Source organism: Acidovorax sp. GW835-FHT14G06, from assembly GCF_058793595.1.
This window is the reverse complement of the sequence record NZ_JBXAGA010000031.1, coordinates 1-14,709: the sequence shown is the minus strand read 5'-3', so window position 1 is coordinate 14,709 and position 14,709 is coordinate 1. Positions and strand designations below refer to the sequence as shown.

At 64.2% G+C, this 14,709-nt stretch carries 12 protein-coding genes and 3 pseudogenes; 3 read left to right on the top strand and 12 right to left on the bottom strand.

Translation table 11 applies throughout. The features are described from left to right. Positions 1-78: 78 nt before the first annotated feature. Positions 79-726 (top strand): annotated as a pseudogene (locus AC1Q64_RS25140) (6-phosphofructokinase); the annotation flags it as partial. Positions 727-804: 78 nt separating this feature from the next. Beyond that, on the top strand, positions 805-930 hold the full coding sequence (locus tag AC1Q64_RS25135) for a hypothetical protein (protein ID WP_492253119.1): 126 nt from the start codon (positions 805-807) through the stop codon (positions 928-930). Between the two features lie 16 nt (positions 931-946). Here AC1Q64_RS25135 and AC1Q64_RS25130 read toward each other — a convergent pair. Then, positions 947-1,129, bottom strand: a pseudogene (locus AC1Q64_RS25130) (branched-chain amino acid ABC transporter ATP-binding protein); the annotation flags it as partial. A 189-nt stretch (positions 1,130-1,318) separates the two neighbouring features. Here AC1Q64_RS25130 and AC1Q64_RS25125 point away from each other — a divergent pair. After that, the gene (locus AC1Q64_RS25125) at positions 1,319-2,239 is read left to right on the top strand and encodes a helix-turn-helix domain-containing protein (RefSeq protein ID WP_409954446.1); all 921 of its coding nucleotides are present in this window, start codon (positions 1,319-1,321) and stop codon (positions 2,237-2,239) included. Positions 2,240-2,365: 126 nt separating this feature from the next. On the opposite strand, the gene AC1Q64_RS25120 is transcribed toward AC1Q64_RS25125, so the two are convergent. The 11 genes and pseudogenes from AC1Q64_RS25120 to AC1Q64_RS25070 all read right to left on the bottom strand — a co-directional run bounded on the left by AC1Q64_RS25120 (position 2,366) and on the right by AC1Q64_RS25070 (position 14,587). Continuing rightward, positions 2,366-3,796: an NAD-dependent succinate-semialdehyde dehydrogenase gene (locus AC1Q64_RS25120; protein ID WP_125953053.1), complete on the bottom strand. Its 1,431-nt coding sequence runs from the start codon at positions 3,794-3,796 to the stop codon at positions 2,366-2,368. 22 nt (positions 3,797-3,818) lie between these two features. Beyond that, positions 3,819-4,871: an alcohol dehydrogenase gene (locus tag AC1Q64_RS25115; protein WP_492253118.1), complete on the bottom strand. Its 1,053-nt coding sequence runs from the start codon at positions 4,869-4,871 to the stop codon at positions 3,819-3,821. Positions 4,872-5,011: 140 nt separating this feature from the next. Then, positions 5,012-5,902 (bottom strand): transporter, encoded by an 891-nt coding sequence (locus AC1Q64_RS25110; protein ID WP_067399865.1) that lies wholly within the window; start codon positions 5,900-5,902, stop codon positions 5,012-5,014. A gap of 89 nt (positions 5,903-5,991) precedes the next feature. Then, the gene (locus AC1Q64_RS25105; RefSeq protein ID WP_067399863.1) at positions 5,992-6,744 is read right to left on the bottom strand and encodes a glucose 1-dehydrogenase; all 753 of its coding nucleotides are present in this window, start codon (positions 6,742-6,744) and stop codon (positions 5,992-5,994) included. A 36-nt stretch (positions 6,745-6,780) separates the two neighbouring features. Then, on the bottom strand, positions 6,781-8,376 hold the full coding sequence (locus AC1Q64_RS25100) for a flavin-containing monooxygenase (RefSeq protein WP_087778440.1): 1,596 nt from the start codon (positions 8,374-8,376) through the stop codon (positions 6,781-6,783). Positions 8,377-8,496: 120 nt separating this feature from the next. Then, positions 8,497-9,399 carry an alpha/beta hydrolase gene (locus tag AC1Q64_RS25095; protein ID WP_067399857.1) on the bottom strand — a complete coding sequence of 301 codons (903 nt, stop codon included), beginning with the start codon at positions 9,397-9,399 and terminating at the stop codon, positions 8,497-8,499. Positions 9,400-9,533: 134 nt separating this feature from the next. Next, positions 9,534-10,666: pseudogene (locus AC1Q64_RS25090) on the bottom strand (ISAs1 family transposase). Positions 10,667-11,020: 354 nt separating this feature from the next. Then, positions 11,021-11,746: an ABC transporter ATP-binding protein gene (locus tag AC1Q64_RS25085; protein WP_239009615.1), complete on the bottom strand. Its 726-nt coding sequence runs from the start codon at positions 11,744-11,746 to the stop codon at positions 11,021-11,023. After that, on the bottom strand, positions 11,746-12,513 hold the full coding sequence (gene livG / locus AC1Q64_RS25080) for a high-affinity branched-chain amino acid ABC transporter ATP-binding protein LivG (protein WP_203400417.1): 768 nt from the start codon (positions 12,511-12,513) through the stop codon (positions 11,746-11,748). The genes AC1Q64_RS25085 and livG overlap by 1 nt, the downstream gene beginning before the upstream one ends. Next, a complete protein-coding gene (gene livM / locus AC1Q64_RS25075; protein ID WP_203400418.1) occupies positions 12,510-13,751 on the bottom strand; it encodes a high-affinity branched-chain amino acid ABC transporter permease LivM in 1,242 nt (413 codons plus the stop codon). Before livM ends, livG begins: the two co-directional genes overlap by 4 nt. Then, a complete protein-coding gene (locus AC1Q64_RS25070) occupies positions 13,751-14,587 on the bottom strand; it encodes an ABC transporter permease subunit (protein ID WP_239009798.1) in 837 nt (278 codons plus the stop codon). The genes livM and AC1Q64_RS25070 overlap by 1 nt, the downstream gene beginning before the upstream one ends. Positions 14,588-14,709 lie beyond the last annotated feature (122 nt).

The window sequence follows — 14,709 nt, the reverse complement described above, 5'->3', positions numbered from 1 at the left end:
GATCTACCAACACCACCTCCGCGCCAGTGCTAGCTTTTCGTACCGTCACTTATTGCACTGAAAACGAGGAGACCCCTGTGCGAGCGCAGCTTTGGTTTTGACACGGCGGTGGCCACGGTCGCCGATGCGCTACACCGGGTGGAAAGCACTGGCAACAGCCACCACCGGGTGATGATCGTCGAGACCATGGGCCGCCACGCGGGCTGGCTGGCCCTGGAGGCCGGCATTGCCGGCGCGGCCGACGTGATCCTGCTGCCCGAGATCGACTACGACCTGCAAGCCGTGGCGGCACGCTGCCAGGAGCGCGAAAAGCGCCAGCGCTACACCATCATCTGCATCGGCGAGGGCGCCAAGCAGCGCGGCGGCAGCCTCACCGAACGCGAACGCGTGGCGCATAGCCCCGACCCGGTGCGCCTGGGCGGCGTGGGCCATGTGCTGCGCCAGCAACTGCAGCCGCACCTGAAAAGCGAAGTGCGCACCACCGTGCTGGGCCATGTGCAGCGCGGCGGCGACCCCACCCCTTTCGACCGCGTGCTGGCCACGCGCTTTGGCCACCACGCGGCGCAACTGGTGATCGCCGGGAAATTTGGCCGCATGGTCACGCTGCAAGACGGCCGCATCGGCAGCGTGCCGATCGCCGACGTTGCCAACACCCAGCGCACGGTGCCGCCAGGCCACGAGCTGATCACCACAGCGCGCGATATCGGGGTGTGCCTGGGGGATTGATGTGCCGCGTTGTCAGAGGCTGCGCGAGCAGCGTTTTGAGGGGCTGCTCCTCACAATCAACAGGGTCAGGTTACCGAGATGGATTGGATCCCAATAGTCTTTATTGCGTTCAAGGTGCTGGTGTTTGGCACGTGCATGTTCTTTGCCATCAAGTGGCATTACGACCAAGGCAAGAAGAAGCAAAACGATTCCAACGAACCGTAAGCCGTCAGTGCTCGCATCAAGCCCCCAGATACGCCTTGCGCACGTCTGCATTGGTGAGCAGCGCGGCGCCGGTGTCTTGCAGCACTACGTGGCCGTTTTCCAGCACGTAGCCGCGGTCGGCGATTTGCAGGGCGCGGTTGGCGTTTTGTTCCACCAAAAACACGGTGACGCCCTCGGCGCGGATCGCCTGGATGATCTCCATTTGATTGGAATCTGCCCCGTCCTCCCCATTCGACATGGGTAGGACGGGGCGCCAAGGCGGGTGCTTTTCCGCGCGGACTCAATACCATGAGCTATTAGTACTTACCCCCATGGAGGTCGCAGTTGCATTGATGAAAATCATAGACCGCCCACGTTTTGGGTCCGTGATGTTTCGGAGATGCTCTTTGTGAGTCAACTTGTTGCGCCTGATGAAGTTCCTCGCTGGATACCCGGCCAGCTGACGCTGGACAGCGTGCCAGTCGGTTGGGAGCAGGTAACGCTCAAGGGCTATCAGTACACGTCCCTTGACGTTGAAATACCCTCCATGCGCGACTACATGCTCGTGCGTTACAAGGGCGACGATGCGGTCATGAGTCGGCGCGCAGGTGGCGCCTGGACCAGCGAGCGGGTGGGGCAGGGCGTGTGCTCGCTGCTGACCCGCGGCGAGTCGTCGCAGTGGAAGTGGGACCGTCCGATCGAAGTCACGCACATCTATCTGGCCCACACCGAGCTGTGCCGTGTCGCCGAAGAGGTTTTTGAGCGAAGCGTGAGTGATGTGGGCATGGAAGACTGCGTGCGTGCCAAAGACGATGTTCTGCCCGTCCTTGTGTCCGCTTTCGAGTCCGAACTGCAAAGCGGCGGGCTGGGCGGTGGGCTGTACCGGTCGGCGTTGGTGAACCAGCTGTGCGTTCATCTGCTGCGCCGTTACGCCAAGGCCGGCGTGCGCGAGGTGCCGCTGGCCGGCCGCATGGCCGATTGGCAGCGGCGGCGTTTGGCCCAGTATGTCGAGGACAACCTGGATCGCAACCTCAAGCTCGATGAGATGGCACGCGAGGCGGGCGTCAGTGTGTCCGGGCTGATCCGCAAGTTTCATGCGGAGTTTGGCTGTGCGCCACACGCCTATGTTTTGCGCCAGCGCCTAGAGCGCGCCCGGCGACTGCTCAGTCGTCCTGTGGCGACGCCGCTGAAGTGCATTGCCATGGACTGTGGATTCTCTGACCAGAGCCATCTGGTGCGGCACTTCAAGCGGGCGTTCCAGCAGACACCTATGGAATTCCGAAGCGCTGTGATCGTGGCAGCACCACGCGAGACCGACAGCCTGTCCTGACTGGCGAATCGGTCAGGCGATGCCGCTGGTCGGCGTCACTGCCTGCGCCCACGATGGGGGGTAGGCAGCGGTGGCCGGTAATTTTTTAGAGGCTGCCCATCTTTGCGGATTGGCAGCCTTTGCGCCTCAATTGAGTTGCGACACAAACTTGGTGGTCAGATAGCCGTCGAAGGTTTCGCTGCCGCCCTCGCTGCCATAGCCGCTTTCCTTGATGCCGCCGAACGGTGTCTCGGCCAGCGCCAACCCGATGTGGTTGATGGACACCATGCCCGCTTCCAGCCCGCGCGAGATCTGGTGCGCGTTTTTCAGCGATGTGGTGAAGGCATACGACGCCAGGCCGAAGGGCAGGCTGTTGGCGCGCGCGAGCACTTCTTCCACCGTCTTGAATCGCACCATGCCGGCCATCGGGCCGAAGGGCTCCTCGGTCATGAAGCGCGAGTCGTCGGGCAAGTCAGCCAGCACCGTGGGGGCGAAGAAGTTGCCGTCGCCTTGCAGCCGATGGCCGCCCGCCACGATCTTGGCGCCGCGCTGGCGGGCGTCTTCCACGAAGTCCTCCATGGCGGCAACGCGGCGCGGTTGCGCCAGCGGCCCCATGCGGTTGGTTTCAACCAGCCCGTCACCGACCGCCAGGGCCTGCGCCCGCTGCGCGAATCGTTCGACGAAACGATCGTACACACCGTCCTGCACATAAAAGCGCGTGGGGGAGATGCACACCTGGCCCGCGTTGCGGAATTTGAAGCCAGACAGCACGTCTGCTGCCCGGTCGATGTCCGCATCGTCACACACGATGACGGGCGCGTGGCCGCCCAACTCCATGGTGGTGCGCTTCATCATCTGCCCGGCGAGCGCCGCCAACTGCTGACCGACGGGCGTGGAGCCGGTGAAGGAAATCTTGCGCACGATGGGCGAGCGAATCAGGTAGTCCGAGATCATCCCGGAGTCACCGGACACCACGTTCAGCACGCCCGGGGGCAAGCCGGCGTCGTGAAACAGTTGGGCGATCGCCTGCACCGAGGCCGGTGTGTCGCTGGAGCCCTTGAGGATAACCGTACACCCGGCGCCAATGGCCGCGACCACCTTGCGAAAGGCCTGGCTGAAGGGGAAGTTCCAGGGTGAGAACGCCACGCACACGCCAATGGGTTCACGCAGCACGGTCTGCTGGACGCTGGCATCGCGCGGTGGAATAAGGCGACCGTAGATGCGCCGGCATTCCTCCGCATGCCACTCGGCGTGCTCGGCGCAGACCGCCACTTCGCCCACGCCTTCGGCCAGGGGCTTGCCTTGCTCCAGGGTGAGATTGCGGCCGATCTGCGGCGCACGTTCGCGGATCAATGCTGCGACGGCTTTCAGCACTTGCGCGCGCTGCATCGCCGTGCTGTTGCGCCACGACGCGAACGCGCGCTGGGCCGCTGCCAGTGCCATGTCAAGGTCGGCCTGGGTGGCATGCGGCAACTGGCCGATCACCTGGTTGTTGGCGGGGTTCAGGACATCCTGCTCGCGGCGGCCTTCGCCGCGCAGCATTTGTCCGTCGATGTAGAGGCTGAGTTGGGGGTACATGGTGGGGTGTTCTTTCAGAAGCTCATGGGATCAGGACTGCGCGCCCGATCACCTTGCCGTGGTGCAGGTCGTTGATGGCCTGGTTCACCTGGGCCATGGGGCGGCGCGACACCGGAATCGACTTCATGCCGGTGCGCTTGACCAGCTCCACCAGCTCTCGCAGTTCGGCCAGGGTGCCGACGTAGCTGCCCTCGATGCACAGCGGGCGCAGCGGGATGGTCGCCAGGGAGATGGTCAGGTCGCCGCCCATCAGCCCGCAGATGACGATGTGGCCGCCGCGCCGGGCGCTCTGCATGGCCAGCGACACGGTTGCAGACGAGCCCACCAGGTCCAGAATCTGGCCGGCACCGCCTTCAGTCGCCGCGATGATCTGGCTGGCCGCATCGGCCGCCTTGCCGTCGATCACCGACAGCGCGCCAGCGGCCAATGCGGCTTCGCGCTTGGCAGGGTCGATGTCCACCACGATGGCGCCTTTGCCTCCCAGGGCCTTGAGCACCTCGATGGCCATCAGGCCCAGGCCGCCGGCACCGATGATGACGACGGGCTCATGGTGGATGCCGTCGCCCAGCTTCTTGATGGCGCTGTAGGTCGTCACGCCCGCGCAGGCCAGAGGCGCTGCCTCGGCCTCGTCCAGGCCGTCGATGTTGACCAGGTAGCGCGGGTGGGGAACGATCACGTAGTCGGCAAAACCACCGGGGCGTGCCACGCCAAGGGCGCGGCCCTTCAGGCAGAGATTCTCGTCGCCGCGCAGGCAGGTGGGGCATTCACCGCAACCGATCCAGGGATGGATCAGGAAGCGGCCACCCACCTTGACCTCACCAGCGTCCGCACCGGCCGATACCACCTCGCCACAGATTTCGTGGCTGAGGATGATGGGCGGCTTGATGCCCCGGTCCGCCAGGTTCAGCCGCTTGCCGCCTCCCAGGTCGTAAAAGCCCTCCCAGATGTGCAGGTCCGTGTGGCAAAGGCCAGCGGCCTTCACCCGCACAAGCACCTCGGTTTCCACGGGCTGCGGAGTCTCACGCTCGACGAGTTCAAGCGGCTTTGAATGGTGCATCACGCAATAACAGCGCATGGTGTGTGTTTCCTTGAGTATCTGGATTTCAAAAAATGGCAGACGCTACATCGCAGCGGCCATCGCCTAATGGCAGCTTGCTATAACTGAGCCATCCAATTCTTCAGGCGGCCGTCGGTGCCCGGCGGCCGCCTGCGCGATCAATACAGCTTCAGCAGGCGCAGGTTGATCTGGTTGTTGGCCTTGAAGCCTTCGCGCACATGGATGTCGCGGCCATAGGTGGCGATCAACTGCAGGTCGGGCTGCATGAACCACGCGGTGCCCACGTTGAACTTGGTGGTGGACTGGCGGTTGTTCTGGTCCACGCCGCCCACCTTGGTCTCGCCACCGAAGGTGTGGAACAGGGCAGCGCGCAGGTCCAGCGTCGGGCTGAGCTGGTAGCGCAAATGGGTCTGCAGCTGGTACAGCGGCTTTTGCTTCATCTCGGTTCTGCCGCCCGCGCCGTTGTTGAAGTCGTCGTTCTTGCCAAAGAGCGTCACGTCACCGGCGTAGTCCCAGTGGATGCCGGGCGCCAGTTGCACGATGCCGCCAGCCTGCAGCGCAAACTTGTAGCGGTTTTCGCCCAGGCCCAAAGACTGGTTGCGGTCATACGAGCCGGTCGGCAGCCACAGGTAAGGCGTGATGGCGAAGTGGTTCTTGTCACCGGGTTTGGTGAACCAGATTGCGGACGCGAGGATCAGGTCGCCCACGCTGCTTTTCGAGCCCAGGCCCGCAATGTCGTCCTTGGCGCTGAGCCGGCCAAAGGGCAGCAGAAACTGCGGGTCGATGATGAGGCCGCCCACTTCCATGAAGCGCACACCGCGCAAGATGCCCACGGTGGAGTCCAGCTGCGGGTTGATCGCCTGCCGGTTGCCCTGGCTGTATAGCTTGTCGCGCGTGGTGTGCTGGCCATAGACCACCAGCGCGGTGGTGCCGGCCGGCAGCGGTGTGTAGTCACCGGCGTCAAGTTCGATGGCGCTGGCCGTGCCGGCCTGCGCGAGGGCAGCCAGTGCGGTGGCCAGGGGTGCCAGTCGCTTGAAAAATTGCTTCATTGGTTTGTCTCCTGATGGGGGTCTTGTGCTTGCAGCGACGCCCCGGACTACCCGCTCGCGGCTTGAGTCCGGCGCGTTGCGGTTGACGATCAATTGGCCGTGTAGCCGCCGTCAACGACCAGTTCTGCGCCATGCACGAACGATGATTCGTCCGAGGCCAGGAACAGCACGGCCTGTGACACCTCGATCGGTTGCGCGGGGCGCTTGAGCAGCGTGGGGCCGAGCAGTGCCGGGCGGATGACCGGGTCGTCCAGCATGGCCTTGGTCATCTGGGTCTCAATCACGCCGGGGTGCACCGAGTTGACGCGGATATTGAACGGTGCCAGATCCACGGCGCAAGACTTGGTGAACAGGCGGACCGCGCCCTTGGAGGCTTCATAGGCGCTGGCACCGGGGGCACCGACCAGGCCGTAAATCGACGACACGTTGACGATGGTGCCGCCGCCGGCCTTTTGCATCAGCGGCACCGCCGCACGGGTGCCGATGAACAGGCCGCGCACGTTCACATCGAAGACGCGATCCCACTCGTCGTTGGTCGTGTCTTGCATGGGCTTGAGGATCAGAATGCCGGCGTTGTTCACCAGCACATCCAGACGGCCTGCACGCTCTGTGATTTGCGCCAGCGCGGCGTTCCATTGGGCTTCTTGTGTCACATCCAGCTGCAAAAAGTCGGCCTTGCCACCGTTTTTGCGGATGCTGTCCACGGTGGCTTGCCCTTCGGCTGCGTTCACGTCGGCCACGAACACCCAGGCGCCTTGCGCTGCCAGCAGCTCGCTGTGCGAGCGGCCCATGCCCATGGCACCGCCGGTCACCAAAATCACTTTGTTTTCTACGCGTTTCATGTTGTCTCCTTGGTTGGTTTTTTAAAAAATGCGCATTTACTGGAATACGAAACCCTCGTAGCCCTTGTTTTGCACTGCAGACAGCTCTTGCCGGTAAGCGCCGAGGCCGGCCATGTAGAAATACACGGTGTTGGTTTTGCCCGGGATGTTGGCGCCAAAAATCCAGGAGTCGGCCTTGGGGAACAGCGTCATGTGGGCGATGTCGTGGCAGGTTTTGGTCCAACCGGCTTCGGCCTCGGTGGTGGCTTCCACGGTTTTCAGATCCTTGGCGTTCACATCCTTGATCAGCGCGGCAATCCACTCGACCTGGCTCTCAATCGCCGGCGGCAGGTTGGTGAACGGGCCGTTGGGGCCCAGCACCATGAACATGTTGGGGAAGTTGGCATTGGCCACGCCCATGTAGCTGCTGGGGCCCGATTTCCATTGCTCTTGAATCGTCAGGCCATTGCGGCCACGGATGTCGATCTTGGTGTAGTTGCCATCCACCGCATCAAAGCCGGTGGCAAAAATCAGCATGTCCAGTTCGTGCTCCACGCCATCGGTGGTTTTCACGCCCTTGGGGGTGATTTCGACAATCGGGTTGGCCTTGACATCGACCAGATCGACATTGGGCCGGTTGTAGGTGGCGTAGTAGCCGCTGTCGCACAAAGGGCGCTTGGCGTACAGGTCTTGCGGCATGAGCTTGCGCGCCGTCTCGGGGTCCTTGACGATTTCGGCAATCTTGCCGCGGATGAAGTCTTGCGCCGCCTTGTTGGCGCGCTCATCGGTGGCGATGTCGCAGAAGGTTTCGAACATGAAGCGGAAACCGCCGCCGTTGTCCCAGGCTTTCTGGAACACGGCCTGGCGCTCTTCTTCCGACACGCTCATGGCCGACACGGTGCTCTCCTTGAAGCCAAAGGCCACCACCGAGCCCTTCACCTGCTCCCAGATCTCGTCGTAGTTCTTCTTCACCTCTGCCACGTATTCGGGCGTGACCGGGCCGTTGCCCACGGGCACGCTGTACTGGGGCGAGCGTTGGAACACCGTCAGATGGCCCACCTTGGGCGCAATGGCGGTGATGACCTGGGTGCCGGTGGAGCCCGTGCCAATCACGCCCACGCGCTTGCCGTCGTATTGCACGCCTTCGGGCCAGTTGCCGGTGTGCAGCCACTCGCCCTGGAAGGTGTCCAGGCCCTTGATCTTGGGGACGTTGGTGGCCGACAGCAGGCCCAGCGCGGTCACCAAAAACTTGGCGGTGTAGGCCTCGCCGGTGTCGGTTTTCACTTCCCACAGGTTGGTGGTTTCGTTGAAGTGCGCGGCCGTGACGCCGGTGTTCAGCTGAATGTCGGGGCGCAGGTTGTAGCGGTCGGCCACATGCTCCAGATACGACAGGATTTGCGGCTGCGTCACATAGCGCGTGGTGATGTGCATCTCCTGCAGCAGCTCTTTATCCCACGAATAGCAGTAAACAAAGGTCTCGGTGTCCGACAGCGCGCCGGGGTAGCGGTTCCAGTACCAGGTGCCGCCCACGCCGCCGGCCTTGTCGAAGACGCGCACTTTCAGGCCCTGCTCGTCGCGCAGCTTTTTCAGCATGTACATGCCGCCAAAGCCGGCGCCGATGACGATTGCGTCCAGATGTTTGGTGTTTTTCATGGTGAGTCTCTCTAAGTTGCGGCCACAGCTGCGCCTGGCGGCGACGTAGTGGCCTGCGTTGTTGCAATGAGGAAAATTTCCCCAAGGCTCCTCGGCCTCGGGGTCTTGGCTAACTGGAGCTCAGGCGCCCTTGAACCACTGGGCAATGCGCCGCAGCTCGTCGTCGGCCTCGGGGGCGCGACCCGCCAGGAACGGGAAGACGTGCTGCATGCCGTCCACCACCGATAGCGTGACGTTCACGCCCGCCGCCTTGGCGATGCGCTCCAGGTCTTGCGCGTTGTCCAGCAGGGTTTCGGCACTGCCGGCGTTGATGTACAGGCGCGGAAAGCCCGTGTAGTCGGCCTTCAGCGGATTGGCCAGCGGGTCGGTGCGTGAGCCCTTCTCGCCCAGGAACATGCCCGACATGCCCTCCAGAACGGCCTTGCTGACCAGGGCGTCGGTGGCCGCGTTGGTCTGCAGCGTCTTGCCGACATGCTCCATGTCGAGCCAGGGCGAAAAGGCAATCACCGCGCCCGGCAGCGCCACGCCGTCCTGGCGCAGCTTCAGCACCGTGGAGATGGCCAGGTTGCCGCCCGCCGAGTCGCCGCTGGTGACGATGTCGGCTGCTTTGAAGCCACGCGCCAGCAGTTCTTTGTAGACAGCCGTCGAATCCTCGATCTGGGCCGGATACGGATGCTCGGGCGCCCGGCGGTAGTCGATCACCACCGCGGTCGCGCCCAGATGCTTGGCCAGGTGACCGGCCAGCTTGCGATGGCTGGCGGCCGAGCCCACGGCAAAGCCGCCGCCGTGCGTGTACAGGATGACCTTCTTGGTGTCTGCGCCATGGGGCAGGGCCCAGATGGCTTCCACGCCGGCGAGCACGTCCGACTTGTAGGTCACGCCTTCAGGCTCGAGCGTGGGTTGATGCCACTCGTCGAACAGGCTGCGCAGGTCGGCGAGGGTCATCGCGGGGTTGGCGGCCATGCGGTCCGACCAGGACTGGTACAGCGCGCGCAAAAAATCAGACTGGGGGGAGGTACCCATGCTTGTCTCCTTTGGTTGTGGTGAGCAACGCCGGATTATTCGGAGGCAGTGCGCATGCGTATTGAAGGTCTTGCGCAGCGCGTTGTAGAAAATGAGCAAGGGGGGGAGAACCACGGGTTTCCCCCCAGGGCCGTTCACTGCTCCCTGACGCCCGCATAGTTGAGCACGAGGTCAAGGCAAAGAGCGTTGCGGTAGAGGGCCTGGGCGATGTTGGTCTGGCCATTGGCCCGCAGCAGGTTGAGAGCGAGATGGCGCAGTCCGGCAAAGACGCCGGGATTGCAACGGATGCGGCAGGCATCCTCGGCCAGGGCCGTGTCGAGGACGTGATGGAGCTGGTTTTCGATGGCCCAGTGGCCGCGGATGGCCTGGGCGAGCTCTTCGGCGCCGGCCTGGCGGGTGCACAGATACAGGGCGGGCTGCTCGGCGCGGGGGACGAAGGTCTTGCGGGCGGGGTCGAAGATCTCGGTGGTGCGCGTGACCTCGACCAGGCACTGGAAGTGATCGTGCCAGGGCTCCAGGCCGCTGCCGGCGGCCAGGGGCCACACGCGCACGCGGCGCTGCTCGATGCGGTTGCGCCGGCCCAGCGTGGCGCTGTAGTGCTCGTCATGGGCAGGACGGCGCCGCACCTGTTCGCGCAGGCGCGCCAGCAGCCGGGGCTGATTGCCCTTGAGCGGGATCAGCGCGTCGCCGCCGAGCCCGACGATGCGCTCGACCGTGTTTTTTGCAAGTGCAGCGCGTCCAGCGTGTACAGGCAGTCGCTCAGCCCCAGCTCCTTGATCAGGCGCTGGGCGGCCGCGATCTCGTGATCCTTGCTGCCGTCCTCGATCAGCACATGCCCGAGCACCACCTGCTCCTGCACCGCCAGCGCGCTGAGCACCTGGGCGGCGCGCCGGTCCTCGAAGCGCTCCAGGCTGCCGCGCAGCGTCTTGCCGTCCAGCGCGATCACCGCCCGGCCCACCGGGGCTGCCGTGTGCTCGACCTGCTCGCAGGCCAGCCGGCGCAGCGCCGCCTCCAGCTCCGCCGCATCGAGCCCCTGCAGGATCTTGCGCAGCCCCGTGTAGGCCGGTGCGCGCTTCCACCGGCTGCCGAACGCCTCGTTGAGAGACTGCCAGTGCGCCTGCAGGAACTGCTCGATCTTGCGATACGACGTCGCCCCGGACGCCACCGCCAGCACGCTGTACAGCAACACGTGCGGCAGGTCGTAGCGCTTGCCCTGCGCTCGGCGCGGATCACTCACCTGCGCCAAGCTTTGTTTCAGCCATGACATCGTCGTCTCGTTCCCTCTGCTTCGGTCAGCCGCGCAGTTTGCCGCAGGTCAGTGTTGGCAGTGAACAGCCCTGGGTTTCCCCCGGGGTGGAGCGTCGGGGATGAGTGGGTTTTTGCCCTGATGTGCGCTGACGTAATGGGATTTGCAGCTCTCAAACCCAAAGGGGCGCGGGCGATTGGTCGCGTCGGTATGCCCCTTCACGCCCTGGCAGAGAGCCTGTGCCCGATTGGATCGATGACGCGTCGCCATCAAGATGAATTCAGGCACTAGCCTTTATTTATCAAGCGCTGGTAGCTATCAAATCAAAAGCGGCCAAAGGCCGCTTTTGTCGTGCCAGTGCGCCCACACAGCGCATCAAGCCCCCAGATACGCCTTGCGCACGTCTGCATTGGTGAGCAGCGCGGCGCCGGTGTCTTGCAGCACTACGCGGCCGTTTTCCAGCACGTAGCCGCGGTCGGCAATTTGCAGGGCGCGGTTGGCGTTTTGTTCCACCAAAAACACGGTGACGCCCTCGGCGCGGATGGCCTGGATGATCTCGAAGATCTGCGCAATGATCAAAGGCGCCAGGCCCAGCGTGGGCTCGTCCAGCAGCAGCAGGCGCGGGCGGCTCATCAGCGCGCGGCCGATGGCCAGCATCTGCTGCTCGCCGCCCGACATGGTGCCGGCGCGCTGGCTGGCGCGATCCTGGAGGCGCGGGAACAGTTTGAAGACATGCTCCATGCCCGCGTCGATGGCGGCGCCGTCCTGGAAAAAGCCGCCCATTTTCAGGTTCTCGGCCACCGTCAGGTTGGAGAAGATGCGCCGCCCCTCGGGCGAGACGGCGATGCCCTTGCGCATGATCTGGTGCGTGGGCAGCTGGGTGATGTCCTCGCCCTCGAAGCGCACGGTGCCGCCGCTGGCGCGCGGCGTGCCGCAGAGGGTCATGAGCAGCGAGGTCTTGCCCGCGCCGTTGGAGCCGATCAGCGAGACGATCTCGCCGTGGTTGACATGCAGGCTCACGCCGTCCACGGCGCAGATGGCGCCGTAGTGGGTGGACAGGTTTTCGACTTGCAGCATGGGTCGGATGGGTGTCTGGGCCATCACGCTTCTCCCAGATAGGCCTTGATGACCCGTTCGTCGTTGCGAATGGCGTCTGGCGCGCCCATGGCGATGGGCTTGCCGTGCTCCATGACCAGGATGCGCTCGGATACGCCCATCACCAGGCCCATGTCGTGCTCGATCAGCAGCACGGTTACGCGGTAGTCGCGGCGCAGCTGGTCGATGAGTTGCTGCAGGTCTTTTTTCTCCTGCGGATTCAGGCCGGCTGCGGGCTCGTCCAGCATCAGCAGGCGCGGCTGGGTGATCATGCAGCGCGCAATCTCCAGGCGGCGCTGGTGGCCGTAGGCCAGGTTGCCGGCCTCGCGGTTGACAAAGTCGCGCAGGTCCATCACGTCCAGCCACTGCAGGGCGCGCTCGATTTTTTCGGCTTCACTGCGGCGGTAGCTGGCGGTGTTGAACAGGCCCGCCAGCAGCGGCGCGCGCGACTGGTGGTGCTGGGCCACCAGCAGGTTTTCCAGTACCGTCATGCCCTTGAACAGGCGCACGTTTTGAAAGGTGCGCACCACGCCGTGGCGCGCCACCTGGTGGCTGGTGTAGCCCGCGATGGCCTGGCCTTGCAGTGCAATCTGCCCGCTGCTGGGCCGGTAAAAGCCGCTGATGCAGTTGAACACCGTGGTCTTGCCCGCGCCGTTGGGGCCGATGATGGCAAACACCTCTTGCGGCCGCACATCAAAGCCCACGTGGTCCACCGCCAGCAGGCCGCCAAAGCGCATGCACAGGTCTTTGACTTCAAGCAGGGGCGCGCTCATGCGGGCACCTCCACATGGTGGCGCTTCATGGGCAGCAGGCCCTGCGGGCGCCAGATCATCATCAAAATCATGACCAGGCCAAAGATCAGCATGCGGTATTCAGAAAATTCGCGCGCCACTTCGGGCAGCACGGTGAGCAAAATGGCCGCGATGATCACGCCCAGCTGCGAGCCCATGCCGCCCAGCACCACGATGGCCAAAATGAGTGCGGACTCGATGAAGGTGAACGACTCGGGGTTCACGATGCCCTGGCGCGCCGCAAAAAACGCGCCGCCAAAGCCCGCAAACATGGCGCCCAGCGTGAAGGCCGACAGCTTGATGCGCATCGGGTTCAGGCCCAGCGAGCGACAGGCGATTTCGTCCTCGCGCAGCGCCTCCCAGGCGCGGCCAATCGGCATGCGGATCAGCCGGTTGCTGATGAACAGCGTAATCACCGCCAGCAGCAGCGCCATCAGGTACAGCGCGATCACCATGTGCAGCGAGTTGAACTCCAGCCCGAAGAACTGGTGGAAGGTGGTGCCGCCCTCTGCCGACGGATTGCGCGTCATCTCCAGGCCCAGCACCGTGGGCTTGGGAATGCTGGAGATGCCGTCCGGCCCGCCCGTCCAGTCGGTCAGGTTGACCAGCAGCAGCCGGATGATTTCGCCAAAGCCCAGCGTGACGATGGCCAGGTAGTCGCCGCGCAGCCGCAGCACCGGAAAGCCCAGCACAAAACCGAACAGCGCCGCCGCCGCGCCGGCCAGGGGCAGGGCTTCCCAGAAGCTCCAGCCCGCCCAGTGGAACAGCAGCGCGTAGGTGTAGGCGCCCACGGCATAAAAGCCCACAAAGCCCAGGTCCAGCAGGCCGGCAAAGCCCACGACGATGTTCAGACCCAGGCCCAGCATCACGTAGATCATGGCCAGCGTGGCAATGTCCACCGCGTTGCGCCCGGCAAAGAACGGCCACGATGCAGCCAGCATCAGCGCCACAAAGATCAGCACCTTGCGCTGGCCTGGCGCGGCCTGCGGCAAGCGGGGCAGGGCAAAGCGCGGCAACCTGGGCGCCAGCAGCGGGCGCAGCAGCTGCACCACAAACACGGCCAGGCAGCCCCACAGCAGCGTGCTCCATTCAGGGACGATGATGGTGCGCGTGCCTGCGCGCTCCAGGTGCAGCGTGAAGATGGGCAGCACCACGATGGCCGCCAGCGCGGTGGCGATCAGCGCGTTTTTGAGATGGGAAGAAAAACCGGCGGCGTGCATCAGACCTTCTCCACTTCAGGCTTGCCCAGCAGGCCCGTGGGGCGCACCAGCAAAATCAGCACCAGCAGGCCGAAGGCCACGATATCTTTGTACTCTGACGAGATATAGGCCGCGGCAAGGGTCTCGGCCACGCCCAGAATCACCCCGCCCAGCATGGCGCCCGGGATCGAGCCAATGCCCCCCAGCACCGCCGCCGTGAAGGCCTTGATGCCCGCCAGAAAACCGATAAAGGGGTTGAGTTTGCCCACAGCCAGCGCAATCAGCACCCCGCCCACGGCAGCCAGCATGGCGCCCAGGATGAAGGTGAACGAGATCACGCGGTTGGTGTCTATGCCCAGCAAATTGGCCATGTGCATGTCTTGCGAGCAGGCGCGCGACGCGCGGCCCATGCGCGAGTGCTGGATGTACAGCGTCAGCGCAATCATCAGCACCACCGCCACCACGATGATCAGAATGCGCGAGTAGGGCACATACACCTCAAAGCCCCCTTCTGCGCCAAAACGCAGCGCGCCGGGTACCAGCGACGGCACAGCCATGTCGCGCGCGCCCTGGCCCAGCGCCACCCAGTTTTGCAGAAAGATGGACATACCGATGGCCGAGATCAGCGCCACCAGGCGGGGGCTGCTGCGCAGCGGCTTGTAGGCCACCTGCTCCACCACAAAGCCATAGACGCCCGTGACGGCCACGGCCACCACCAGCATCAGCGCAATGACGGCCCACACCGGCAGGCCGCTTTGCACGCCGACGGCCGACAGCGTGACCAGGCCGATGTAGGCGCCGATCATGTAAATGTCGCCATGGGCAAAGTTGATCATGCCGATGATGCCGTACACCATGGTGTAGCCAATGGCGATCAGGGCGTAGATGGCGCCCAGCGAAAGAGGGGTCTCCTCGTTTTCAGTGCAATAAGTGACGGTACGCAAAGCTAGCACTGGCGCGGGGGTGGTCTGGGTAGACC

Coding starts and splice junctions, on each gene's coding strand:
- AC1Q64_RS25085 (WP_239009615.1), bottom strand. CDS start 11,746: ATGGCCCAGACACCCATCCGACCCATGCTGCAAGTCGAAAACCTGTCC.
- AC1Q64_RS25070 (WP_239009798.1), bottom strand. CDS start 14,587: ATGGTGTACGGCATCATCGGCATGATCAACTTTGCCCATGGCGACATT.
- livG (WP_203400417.1), bottom strand. CDS start 12,513: ATGAGCGCGCCCCTGCTTGAAGTCAAAGACCTGTGCATGCGCTTTGGC.
- AC1Q64_RS25105 (WP_067399863.1), bottom strand. CDS start 6,744: ATGAAACGCGTAGAAAACAAAGTGATTTTGGTGACCGGCGGTGCCATG.
- AC1Q64_RS25115 (WP_492253118.1), bottom strand. CDS start 4,871: ATGCGCTGTTATTGCGTGATGCACCATTCAAAGCCGCTTGAACTCGTC.
- AC1Q64_RS25135 (WP_492253119.1), top strand. CDS start 805: ATGGATTGGATCCCAATAGTCTTTATTGCGTTCAAGGTGCTGGTGTTT.
- AC1Q64_RS25110 (WP_067399865.1), bottom strand. CDS start 5,902: ATGAAGCAATTTTTCAAGCGACTGGCACCCCTGGCCACCGCACTGGCT.
- AC1Q64_RS25120 (WP_125953053.1), bottom strand. CDS start 3,796: ATGTACCCCCAACTCAGCCTCTACATCGACGGACAAATGCTGCGCGGC.
- AC1Q64_RS25095 (WP_067399857.1), bottom strand. CDS start 9,399: ATGGGTACCTCCCCCCAGTCTGATTTTTTGCGCGCGCTGTACCAGTCC.
- AC1Q64_RS25100 (WP_087778440.1), bottom strand. CDS start 8,376: ATGAAAAACACCAAACATCTGGACGCAATCGTCATCGGCGCCGGCTTT.
- livM (WP_203400418.1), bottom strand. CDS start 13,751: ATGCACGCCGCCGGTTTTTCTTCCCATCTCAAAAACGCGCTGATCGCC.